This window comes from Sphingomonas epibiotica, assembly GCF_039615155.1.
GTDB lineage: Bacteria > Pseudomonadota > Alphaproteobacteria > Sphingomonadales > Sphingomonadaceae > Sphingomonas.
Map to the genome: position 1 here is coordinate 58,042 of NZ_JBDGHY010000008.1, position 11,220 is coordinate 69,261.

The following is an 11,220-nucleotide window of genomic DNA, read 5'->3' on the forward strand; positions in this document are numbered from 1 at the left end:
CTTCGACGTTCGGTCTCAGCGCCGATCATTTGAAATATTCAGGTTTTTCAAGAGCTATGGACACGCCAACCGTGTCGACACCGAAACGATCTGATCGACGTGGGCGACATGTTTGGTGGCGGACCGGTTTGGCACTGCGCATGAGCTGTCGGGGTTGACGCGGTTGGGCGCCACCGGGGAGCGGAAAGGGGCGCCGGTCACGCGCGGGGGTGCGTACCGCCGCCTTCTTCTGATTGCAGTCAATGGTCCGCGACGATGGCGCGCGGCGGATGCTGTTCGACCTCGACCCGTCGGTGCACACCCTGGCCGCCGAACGCGGGCAGGGCGATGCCGTCGTCGTGCGGCTGACCGGGCCGTATCACAATCTGTTGCGGCGCTGGGCCGACGCCCGACCGTTACCGGCGCGTTCCGATGGCCGATGCGGCGATCGGGCGCAGCTTGATATTGCGGAACGCCACCGGCTCGCCATGGTCCTGCAGGCCGATGACCCCGCTCGAAAAGGTGCCGAACGCCGGCATCGTCGCGAACTTCGATCCTGCCACCCGCTTGCGCCACGCCGCGTCGCCATAGGAGACGTCGGCGGTCGGCGTCCCGTTCAGCCATTGACGGATGCGGCCGCGCTCGACCAGCAGCCGCGCATGGTTCCAGCTTCCCGCCGGCCGCGCCGCGTCGGTCGGCGGCACGGTCAGGTCGTATAGCGCGCCGGCGCGGTGGGTCGGGATCCGGCCGTCGGCATGGCCGGCATTGTCGAGCACCTGCATCTCCAGCCCGCTCTGGTAGAGCAGCGGCGCATTGGTCGTGTTGCGGGCGAGGTAGAGCACGCCGCTATTGCCGCCGCGCGCCACTTTCCAGTCGAGCGTCAGCTCGAACGCGCCATAGCGATCGGCGGTGACCAGATCGTCGCCGCGCATCTCGCCATCGCGCTTGTCGAGCATCAACGCGCCATCGCGCACTACCCAGGAAGCGGCCGGCGCCGAACCATCGAACGACCGCCATCCCGACAGGTCGCGCCCGTTGAACAACAGCCGCCACCCCTGTGCCCGTTCCTGCGCGCTCAGGACGTTGCTCCGCTCCTGCGCAGGTCCGCCCATGACCGGGGAGGCCATCATCGCCAGCGCCAAACCGATGCCGAATGCCGTGCGCATGGGTTTCTCCTACCTATCGACCGGCGTTTTCGCCGCGTTGCCGATGGCTTAGCGGCTGCGCATCCGATGACAAGCGGTTGCCGCCACGCAATGCGGCCGGCTTCGCATGTCGGCGGCCATTGCGGGACGGCGCCGGCGGTGCGACACCGTCGCCATCCCTGTACCGACGGAGCCGTCATGCGCCTGTTTCCCGTTACCGCTGCCGCTACTATCCTGATGCTGTCGACCACCGCCATCGCCGCGCCGCTGCCCGCGACCAACCCCTTCGCGCGCGCCAGCACGCTGCCGTTTCAGGCGCCGCCGTTCGACCGGATCAAGAGCGACGATTACGGCCCGGCGATCCGCGCCGGCATGGCCGAACAACGTGCGGAGATCGCCGCGATCACCCGCGCCCGCAGTGCGCCGACCTTCGACAACACGATCGCGGCGATGGAGCGGTCGGGCCGGCTGCTCGAACGCGCCAGCCTCGCCTTCTCCGGCGTCGTCGGCGCCAATACCGACGACACGCTGCAACGCACGCAGGCCGAACTCGCCCCCGAATTCGCCGCGCATCAGGACGCGATCAATCTCGACCCCGCCTTGTTCGCGCGGGTCAGGACGCTGTACGACCAGCGCCAGTCGCTTAAGCTGAACGCCGAACAGTTGCAGGTGTTGACGCTCACCTATCAGGGCATGGTCCGCGCCGGGGCATTGCTGTCGCCCGCCGACAAGAAGACGCTGAGCGGGTACAACGCCCAACTCTCGACGCTGGAAACCGCGTTCCAGCAGAAACTGCTCGCCGCGGCGAAGGCCGGCGCGCTGGTGGTCGACGATCGGTCCAAACTCGACGGACTGTCGGAGGGCGAGATCGCCGCGGCGGCCGATGCGGCGAAGGCGCGCGGGCTGGCCGGCAAATATGTGCTGACGTTGCAGAATACGACGCAGCAACCCGAACTGGCGACGCTGAAGGATCGTGCGACGCGCGAGGCGCTGTTCAACGCCAGCTGGACCCGCGCGGCGAAGGGCGATGCGAACGACACCCGCGCGACGATCGTGCAGATCGCGGCGCTGCGTGCGCAAAAGGCGAAGCTGCTCGGTTTCAAGACCTGGGCCGATTACGTGCTCCAGGACCAGATGGCGCAGAACCCCCAGACCGCTTTGGGCTTCATGCAGCGCCTGGGCACGCCGGTCGCCGCCGAACAGCGGCGCGAGGCGGCGGAGCTGCAGGCGCAGATCGCCGCGACCGGCGGCGATTTCCAGCTCAAGCCATGGGACTGGGACTATTATTCCGAACAGGTCCGCAAGGCGCGCTACGACCTCAACCAGGACGAACTGAAGCCCTATTTCGAAATCGACAAGGTGCTGACCGACGGCGTGTTCTATGCCGCCAACCAGCTGTACGGCGTGACGTTCAAGCGGCGGACCGACATTCCGGTCTATCATCCCGACATCAGCGTCTATGAGGTGCTGGGGGCGAACGGCACGCCCGTCGGGCTGATGTATTTCGATCTGTGGAAGCGCGACAACAAGAATGGCGGCGCGTGGATGTCGAACTTCGTCAACCAGTCGAAGCTGCTCGGCACGAAGCCGGTCATCTATAACGTCGCCAACTTCACCAAACCCGCCGCCGGACAGCCTGCGCTGATCAGCTTCGACGACGTGACGACCATGTTCCACGAATTCGGCCATGCGCTGCACGGCCTGTTCGCGAACCAGACCTATCCGAGCATTTCGGGCACCAACACCGCGCGCGACTTCGTCGAGTTTCCGTCGCAATTCAACGAACATTGGGCGCTCGATCCCAAGATCCTGCCGCATTACGCGGTGCATTACCGCACCGGACAGGTCATTCCGCCGGCGTTGATCGACAAGATCAAGCGTGCCGGCACGTTCAATTCGGGCTATTCGTTCGGCGAGGCGCTGGCCGCCGCCGAAATGGACATGAGCTGGCATTCGCTGACCGCCGCGGACGGGGTGCAGAATGCCGATGCGTTCGAGGCGAAGGCGCTGGCCGCGACCGGGCTGGACATTGCCGACGTGCCCCCGCGCTATCGTTCGACCTATTTCCTGCACATCTGGGGCAATGGCTATGCGGCGGGCTATTACGCCTATAGCTGGACCAAGATGCTCAGCGCGAATGCGTTCGACTGGTTCGGACGGCATGGCGGCCTGACCCGCGCCAATGGCCAGCGCTTCCGCGACCTGATCCTGTCCAAGGGCCATACCGAGGATTACGCGACGATGTTCCGTAACTTCAACGGCGCCGACCCGCAGGTCGGCCCGCTGCTGCGCGACCTGGGCCTCAACGCCGACGGATCGCGCATCGCGACCGACGGGGCGGCAACGGTCGCGAAATAGCCGATGCCCGCCCGATCCGGTGCCCGGCCACCGGATCGGGCGCCCTTGCGTTGATCGCCCGGCCCGGTCATCCTCCCGCGCGACGATGTTTCGGGGGCAGGGCCATGAGAATGCGGTGGGTGACGGCGACGATGCTGGTGTCGCTGGCGGTTCCGGTGTTCGCGCAAGGGGCGTGGGCGCGCGGGCCGGTCGCCGCGAAGAAACCGTATCAGGTGACCTCGCCGAACGGCACGCGGGACGACGACTATTACTGGCTGCGCGACGACAGCCGCAAGCGGCCGGACATGCTGGCCTATCTGGCGGCCGAGAACGGCTATGCCGATGCGCAGCTGGCCGCGCTCAAGCCGCTCCAGACCAAGCTTTACGAAGAGGCCGTCGGACATATCAAGCAGGACGACAGCAGCGTCCCGTTCCTGAAGAACGGCTATTGGTATGCGTCGCGTTTCGCGACCGGTGCCGACTATCCGGTGATCGAACGGCGTCGGGGCAGCGCGACCGCGGCTCCGGCGGTGCTGTTCGATCAGCCCGCCATGGCGAAGGGGCATAGTTTCTTCGCGCTGTCGAGCTGGTCGGTCAGTCCCGACAACCGGATGGTCGCCTGGGCCGAAGATACGGTCGGGCGGCGGCAATATGTGCTGAAGGTAAAGGATATCGCGACCGGCCGGGTCCTTGCCGATACCGTTTCGAACATCGAACCCAATATCGTCTGGGCCGGCGACAACCGCACGATCCTCTATATCGCGAAGGACCCGGTGACGCTGCGCGGCTACCGCGTGATGGCGCATACCCTCGGCACGCCGGTGAGCGCTGACCGGATGCTGTACGAGGAGAAGGACGACACTTTCCAGATGGGGATCGGCCGGACCACCGACGATCGCTATGTCTGCATCACCGTCCAGAGCACGGTCAGCGACGAACAGCGTTGCGCGCCGGCGACCCGGCCGGACGCGTTCACCGTGATCGCGCCGCGCCGGCGCGAGTTCCGCTATGGCGCGGACCATCTGGGCGAGCGCTGGATCATCCGCACCAACCGGGATGCGCTGAACTACAAGCTGGTGACGCTTGCCGACCGGGATGCGGCAAGCGGCGTCGCCGCGTGGCGCGATCTGGTGCCGGCCAGCGACACGGTGTTCATCGAGGATTTCAAGCCGTTCGCCGGCTTCGTCGCGATCGACCAGCGCGAGGGTGGCAACCGCATGATCCGCCTGCTGACCGATACCGGCCGATCGGTCCCGGTGCAGGCGGGCGAACCCGCCTATCGCATGGGCCTGTCGACCAACGAGGAGCCGGATACGCCATGGGTCCGCTACACCTACAGCTCGCTGGTCACGCCGACGACGACCTTCGAGATCAACGCGCGGACCGGCGAGCGCCGGACGCTGAAGGTGACGCCGGTACCGGGCTATGATCCGTCGAACTACGTCACCGAACGGCTATGGGCGCCGGCCCGCGACGGGACGCGCATTCCCGTCTCGATCGTCTATCGCAAGGGCGTGCAGCGCAACGGCACCGCGCCGCTGTTCCAATATGCCTATGGCAGCTACGGCTATTCGACCGATCCGTCGGTCGATCCGGGACAGATCGCGCTGCTCGATCGCGGCGTGGTCTATGCCATCGCGCATATCCGCGGCGGGCAGGAAATGGGCCGCCGCTGGTATGACGACGGCCATCTGCTCAAGAAGAAGAACAGCTTCACCGATTTCATCGACGTCACCCGTTATCTCGTCGCGCAGAAATATGCCGCCCCGGGGCGCGTCGCCGCGATGGGGGGCAGCGCCGGCGGGCTGCTGATGGGCGCGGTCGCCAACATGGCGCCGCAGGATTACAAGGTGATGATCGCGCAGGTCCCCTTTGTCGACGTCGTCACGACGATGCTCGACGCCTCGATCCCGCTGACGACCTTCGAATATGACGAATGGGGCAACCCGGCGGACAAGCCCTATTACGACTACATGCTCAGCTACTCGCCCTACGACAATGTCGCGGCACAGGCGTATCCGGCGCTCTATGTCGGCACCGGCCTGTGGGACAGCCAGGTGCAATATTACGAACCCGCCAAATGGGTCGCGAAGCTGCGCGAGCGCAAGACCGACACCAACCCGCTGTTGTTCCGCATCAATATGGAAGCGGGACATGGCGGCAAGTCCGGCCGGTTCGAACGCCTTCGCCAGAATGCCGAGTGGCAAGCGTTCATGCTGTCGCAACTGGGCGTGACGGGCTAGGCATCGGCCTTTATGGGCGATGGCCGCTCATCGTGTCGCCGGCGTCCGTCGCGAATTGCCGGTTCCAGAAGAACGCCGCGGCCGAGATCGCCGATACGACCATGAACGACGTCGAGAAGACCGCGAGGGTCGGCGCACCCCCGCCGCGGGCCAGCGTGCCGACCTCCAGCACCGTCGCCGCGACGCAGATGCCGAGCGACAGCATGAGCTGCTGGAACGTCGCATAGAAGCTGGCCGCCGCGCTCATCCGCTCGTCCGCGACCTCGGCATAGGCGATGGCATTGTAGCCGGTGAACTGGAACGAGGTGAAGAAGCCGGACAAAGCGAGCACGCCGATGATCGCCGCGATCGGCCAGTCGGGCCGAAAGAATGCGCAGGTGGCATAGCCGAGGCTGCTGACCAGCCCCGATACGATCAGGCTGCGGCGAAAACCGAACCGGCGCAGCACGCGCGGCGCCAACGCCTTCATCGCCAACGCGCCGATCGCGGTCGCCATGGTGATCGTGCCGGTCGTCGCCGCCGTCAGGCCGAACCCGATCTGGAACATCAGCGGCAGCAGGAACGGCTGCGCCCCCTGGGTGATCCGCGTCAGCGACCCGCCGATCACCGACAGGCGAAAGGTCGGCACCTGCATCAACCTCAGGTCGAGGATCGGGTCGGTGGCGCGCCGCGCATGGCGGATATAGGCGTATCCGGCGGCCAGCCCGGTGCCGACCAGCGCCAGCGCGATCCAGCCGGTCCCCGACCGGCTCGACAGTTCGAACCCGAACAACAGGCAGCCCAGCGCGATCCCCGACAGGACGAACCCGCTTGTGTCGAACCGCTGCGGCCCGTCGCCGCGAATGTCGGGGATCAGCGTCAGCGCACCGAGGATGCCGGCGATGCCGATCGGAATGTTGAGATAGAAGATCCAGCGCCAGTCGAGCCACGTCACGATCAACCCGCCCAGCGGCGGCCCGAGGATCGGACCGACCAATGCGGGCATGACCAGCCATGACAGCGCCTGCACCATGTCCTCGCGTCGCACGCTGCGCAGCAGCACCAGTCGCCCGACCGGCACCATCATCGCCCCGCCAATGCCCTGCAGGAAGCGCGCCGCGACCAGCATCGGCAGCGACCCCGCCTGTGCGCACAGGATCGACCCGAGCAGGAACACGCCGATCGCTCCGCAAAAGATCGTCCGCGACCCGAACCGGTCGGCCAGCGTCCCGCTCGCGGGAATGAACAGCGCCAGCGACAGCAGATAGCTGGTCAGCGCAAGGCTGAGATTGGTGGCGGGCACGCCCAGGTCGCGCGCCATCGTCGGCAGCGCGATGGTCAGCACCGTGCCGTCAAGCTGTTGCATGAACAGCGCCGACGCCACGACCAGCGCGATCACGCGGTAGCCGCGCGCCGCTGCGGGGCTGGCATCGGTGACGTCCGGCAGGCCGCTGCCCGGCGGGACCCCGTCGCCCGCATCCGCCATCGTCGTCGCCAATCTACCGCGTCGCGACCCCATGCCGTCCCACTCGTTGCTGCACTGCAACCTTGAACGCATCAGAACGCGATTTGCGCCCGTCCGATCAGGCTGCGGCCATGGTCGCGCGCCATCGCGCCCGCGACCGGGTTTGCCAACATCCAGTCGATCGCGTTCAGCTGCAGCCGGACGAAATTGTTGAGGTACCAGTTGACCCCCAGCGTCAATGCCGTCCCGCGCCCGGCGGTCGGATTGTCGCTATAGTCGAGTTCCTCGTATCGCGCGGCGAGTTCGACCGCACCGCTGCCGCCGGTGGTGAAGGGCCGCAGCACCTTCGGCCGGCTCCACACCCCGCCCCGCGTCAGATAGGGCGGGGTTTCGCCGGTCAGGAACCAGCCGCCCTGCACCGCCCATGCGTTCTGATGTGTGGTGTCGCCCGCGCGATTCGCCAATTGCCGGCTGCCCGCCTCGGCATAGGCCCAGAGCGAATGGTGGAAGGTGCCGAGTTCGACGCCATAGCCATCGCCCGACACCGGACCGGGGAAGCTGCCCGGCGCGATCCGCAGATTGTCGTTGTAGAAGCCGCCGACGGCGATGCTGCGCGTCGGGCGGCTGACATCGCTCGCCAGCCGTTCGTGGAAACCCCATAGCCCCAGATGCACCAGCCAGTCGTCGGTGCGAACGGGGTTCCAGTGCGCGCGCGCTGCGATGGTCATCCCGTCGCCCGCGGTGCCGGGGTTGGCGATATCGTCCCCCGACAGCTGCACCCCGACATGCCAGCCCTTGCCATAGACGCGGGCCGCCGCGCCCAGTCCGAAAAATCCGCGGGCCGGGATGATCCCCTGCGCCACGACATTGCGTTCGAGGAACGGGACCGCGATCGTGCCGCTCGACCCGTCCAGCCCGCGATCGTTCAACCGGTTGCCGAGTGCGAACTCGGCCTGCTGCCCCAGGAATCCGGTGGTCCAGGCGAGATAGGCCGATTTGATCGCCACCTCGTTATCGGCGAAATCGCCTTCGAGCAGATAGGACAGATGCTTGCCGAACGTCCCCTCGATGCCGAGGCGGAGCGATCGCGCCTGCGTGGCGGTTACGTTGCGGCTGGCGACGTCGCTGCCGGTCGTGGTGCCGGCATCGATCAGGATGCGGCCGCGCGGACGGAAGCTCAGCGCGCCATCGGCGCTGACGAATTCGGGTGTGCCCTTCGACCAGTCGACATGCGCATTTTCGCGCTGTGCCCGCTCGACCCGCGCCATCCGCGCCTCCAGCGACGGCGGATGCGCGTCGGACGGCAGCGACTGGCCGAGCGGGGCGGGGGTGCGGACCGGGGGCGTGGTCTGCGCCACTTGTGGCGGCGGCGCATCGGTCGCGGGGGCAGCGGTGCCTTCGACCGCGGCCAGCCGCGCTTCGAGGCGTTCGATGCGGGCGGCCTGTTCGCGAACCAGCCGGGCCAGCGTCGCGACATCGGCGTCCTGCGCCGCTGCCGGCGCGGCGATCAACAGGCTCGTGGCCAACAGGCTGGCACGAAACATGGGATTTCTCCGAATGGGGCGGATGGAGGTTGTGCCTCCTCGTCTCGGACCGTCGTTCCGGCAGACGCAGTATCGCTGCGGAACGCGGTTCCCGTACCCCGGCGAAGGCCGGGGCCCAGTTGGGGGACGTTCGTAAATCTCTGAAAAGACGTACCAACTGGACCCCGGCCTCCGCCGGGGTACGACCAACTTGCATTCAACGACGCGACGTTTGCAGCGGCCCCGCCCTTGCGGGAATGACGATGCCGGCGCTGTTCGTCCAGCTGACATACCCCGGCATCCGCCGGGGCATGTCCGATCGATCACCCCGCCTTGCGCCGCGCCCGCGCACTGCCGATCAGCAGCGCGAGGAGCGACAGGATCGCGGCGGCGGCGCACCATGCGCCGGGGATCGCCTTGTCGCCGGTCGCCCCGATCAGCGCGGTGCTGATCGCCGGGGTGAACCCGCCGAAGATCGCGGTGGCAAGGCTGTAGGCGAGGCTGAAGCCGACGGTGCGGACATGCGCCGGGATGACTTCGGTCAGATAGACGATGAAGGCACCATTATAGGTCGCATAGATCGCCGCGAGCAGCAGCTCGACCGCCAGCAGCCGCCCGAAGCTGGGCGACGCGACCAGCCAGCTCATCAGCGGATAGGCGAGCACCGCACCCAGCACCGTCGCGGTGATGAGCAGCGGGCGACGCCCGACCCGGTCCGACAGCGCGCCCATCACCGGCAGCAGCACGAAGTTGGTGATGCCGACACAGGCGGTGACGAACAGGCTCTCGCCCGGGCTGAGCGACAGCACCTTGCTGCCGAAGGTCGGGGTATAGGCGGTGATCATGTAGAAGAAAACGGTGGTCATCACCGCCATCAGCGTACCCTGCAGCACGACGCCCCAATTGCCGCCGATGGTGCGCAGGATCTGGCCGAGTTGCGGATGCTCCTTGCGGTTCAGGAACGCCTCGGTCTCTTCCATGTGGCGACGGATGACGAACAGGAACGGGATCATCACGCAGCCGATGATGAACGGGATGCGCCATCCCCATGCCTGCATCGTGTCGGGCGACAGGTTGGTCGACACCAGCAGCCCGATCAGCGCGGCGAACACCACCGCCGCCTGCTGGCTGGCCGACTGCCACGAGGTGAAGAAGCCCTTGCGGTTGGGCGGCGCGATCTCGTTCAGATAGACCGATACGCCGCCGACCTCGACGCCCGCCGACAGACCCTGCACCAGTCGCCCGATCAGGATGATGATCGGCGCGGCGAGGCCGATCTGTTCATAGGTCGGCGTGACCGCGATCGCGAGCGTGCCGAGCGCCATCAGCCCCAGCGTCAGCAGCAAGCCCTGCCGCCGCCCGTGCCGGTCGATATAGGCACCCAGCACCAGCGCACCGACCGGCCGCATCAGGAAGCCCGCGCCGAAGGTCATCAGCGTCAGCATCAGCGACGCGAACTCGCTGCCGGTCGGAAAGAACGCCTTCGCGATGTAGGTGGCGTAATAGCCGAACACCATGAAGTCGAACATTTCGAGGAAGTTGCCGCTGGCGACGATGAAGATCGACTTGAACGCCGACTTCTTGGCGGCGGCCGAAATCGGCGGCGCGGCGCCCGCGCTGTCGGCGGGATAGGGGATGGCTTGGGTCATGGTGTCACCTTTGCGACGACCGGTTCGAGGCCGCTGTCGCGGATCTGCCGGTGGGCTTTGGGGGAGGCGAGATAGGCGATCAGCGCGCGCGCTTCGGCCTGATGCGGGGAATAGGCGACGACACCGGCCGAGAAGGGCGTGACCTTCTGCAACGTGTCGGGCAGCAGGCCGACGATGCGGATGCCCTTGACGGGCTTGAGTTCGCTCAGTTGCTGGAACCCGATTTCGGCCTGACCGTCGGCGACGATCTTGCCGACCGGGGTGGCGGGGATCATCCGTCCCTTGGGCCGGACCTGATCGGCGATGCCAAGCCGGTCGAGCATCGCCGACTGGATGTACACGCCTGATGCGCTATCGGACCATGCCACCGACTTGGCGGTCAGCAGCGTCGATCGCAGCGCGTCGGGGGTGGTGATGTTCGGGGTGGGCGCGCCTGCCTTCACCGCGACCGCGATCTTGGACAGGCCCAGATCGATGGTGGTGCCCGGCGTCACGACCTTCTGTTCGGCCAGCTTGTCGAGCCCGCTGCGCGCCAGGATGACGACATCGGCGGCCTCGTGCCGGGCAAGCCGGTTGGGGATCGCCTGTGGCGTGTCACCCATCGACGGCCCGTGTTCGGTGACGATATGGACGCCGGTATCGCGTTCATATTGCTTGGCCAGTGCCTCGAACGCGGCGGTGAACCCGCCCGAGGTGAAGACATGGAGTTCGCGGGGGCGGCGCTGCGCGGAGGCATCGCCGGTCTGGAAGCCGATCAGCGCGGCAAGTCCCAGGAACAGCGCGGTGCGCCGCGACAGGACGGCCATCGGCCTGGATAGTGGATCGTGCATGAACACCTCTCGTTCGTCCCGCTCTCCGGCGGATTCCCGTGGCGGCAAAGGCTTGAGCCGGCGTGCCGTA

The 11,220-nt window shown here is 66.9% G+C and carries 7 protein-coding genes and 1 pseudogene; 3 read left to right on the forward strand and 5 right to left on the reverse strand.

Features of this window, described 5'->3' with window-relative positions:
- Positions 1–233: 233 nt before the first annotated feature.
- Positions 234–389, forward strand: a pseudogene (locus tag AAIO73_RS16020) (PKHD-type hydroxylase); the annotation flags it as partial.
- 6 nt (positions 390–395) lie between these two features.
- Here the strand turns inward: AAIO73_RS16020 and AAIO73_RS16025 are convergent.
- On the reverse strand, positions 396–1,145 hold the full coding sequence (locus tag AAIO73_RS16025; RefSeq protein WP_345879260.1) for a 3-keto-disaccharide hydrolase: 750 nt from the start codon (positions 1,143–1,145) through the stop codon (positions 396–398).
- Between the two features lie 177 nt (positions 1,146–1,322).
- Between AAIO73_RS16025 and AAIO73_RS16030 the strand changes: the two genes are divergently transcribed.
- Complete coding sequence (locus tag AAIO73_RS16030) at positions 1,323–3,482, forward strand: M3 family metallopeptidase (protein WP_345879262.1); 2,160 nt, start codon at positions 1,323–1,325, stop codon at positions 3,480–3,482.
- Between the two features lie 104 nt (positions 3,483–3,586).
- The gene (locus tag AAIO73_RS16035; protein WP_345879264.1) at positions 3,587–5,704 is read left to right on the forward strand and encodes a S9 family peptidase; all 2,118 of its coding nucleotides are present in this window, start codon (positions 3,587–3,589) and stop codon (positions 5,702–5,704) included.
- Between the two features lie 10 nt (positions 5,705–5,714).
- On the opposite strand, the gene AAIO73_RS16040 is transcribed toward AAIO73_RS16035, so the two are convergent.
- The 4 genes from AAIO73_RS16040 to AAIO73_RS16055 all read right to left on the reverse strand — a co-directional run bounded on the left by AAIO73_RS16040 (position 5,715) and on the right by AAIO73_RS16055 (position 11,126).
- The gene (locus AAIO73_RS16040) at positions 5,715–7,202 is read right to left on the reverse strand and encodes an MFS transporter (protein ID WP_345879527.1); all 1,488 of its coding nucleotides are present in this window, start codon (positions 7,200–7,202) and stop codon (positions 5,715–5,717) included.
- 38 nt (positions 7,203–7,240) lie between these two features.
- Positions 7,241–8,692, reverse strand: coding sequence for an OprO/OprP family phosphate-selective porin (locus AAIO73_RS16045; RefSeq protein ID WP_345879266.1), 1,452 nt, complete (start codon positions 8,690–8,692; stop codon positions 7,241–7,243).
- A 302-nt stretch (positions 8,693–8,994) separates the two neighbouring features.
- A complete protein-coding gene (gene tcuC, locus AAIO73_RS16050) occupies positions 8,995–10,320 on the reverse strand; it encodes an MFS transporter (protein WP_345879267.1) in 1,326 nt (441 codons plus the stop codon).
- Positions 10,317–11,126, reverse strand: coding sequence for a substrate-binding domain-containing protein (locus AAIO73_RS16055; protein WP_345879268.1), 810 nt, complete (start codon positions 11,124–11,126; stop codon positions 10,317–10,319). The genes tcuC and AAIO73_RS16055 overlap by 4 nt, the downstream gene beginning before the upstream one ends.
- Between the last annotated feature and the right edge of the window lie 94 nt (positions 11,127–11,220).